Below are 442 nucleotides of genomic sequence, written 5' to 3'. Positions count from 1 at the left end.
AACCATAGAGCAGGGAAGCAATCAGCCTGTCGGTTTTACCAAGCCGGTCGATAATCTGCATGGCTTCCTCGTGCGTCAAAACCACGGGTAATTTCCGGGGTTTCTTTGAGCGAATAACTTCCCCAATCTCACCGAGCGGCTTATCCAGCACCTTGTCGTAGAGAAAAACGAGAGCATTCAGGGCCTGCGCCTGAGTGGCTGCCGCGACATTACGATGGACAGCGAGCCAGGTCAGAAACTCATTGACTTCGCGGGGCCCCATATCGCGAGGGTGCTTCATTTGCTGAAAACGAATGAAGTAACGGATCCAGTACCAGTAGGTTTTTTCGGTACGGATGCTGTAATGATTCACGCGGATAACCGCATGAACCTGGTCCCGTAAGCGAGGTTGTTTTCCCTTCATGCGTCCCGGCTCCCTGCCAATACTGTTTATTTATACAGT

At 51.6% G+C, this 442-nt stretch carries 1 protein-coding gene; it reads right to left on the bottom strand.

Annotated features, from left to right (window positions below; genetic code table 11):
• Positions 1 to 403: phage integrase N-terminal SAM-like domain-containing protein (locus B2W52_RS14615; RefSeq protein ID WP_286803663.1), on the bottom strand; the 403-nt coding region annotated here is incomplete at its 3' end.
• Positions 404 to 442 lie beyond the last annotated feature (39 nt).

The organism is Marinobacter sp. UBA2498 (assembly GCF_002341575.1).
Classification (GTDB): Bacteria; Pseudomonadota; Gammaproteobacteria; order Pseudomonadales; family Oleiphilaceae; genus Marinobacter; species Marinobacter manganoxydans.
The sequence above is the reverse complement of the archived record's forward strand: the minus strand, read 5'-3'. Positions and strand labels throughout refer to the sequence as shown.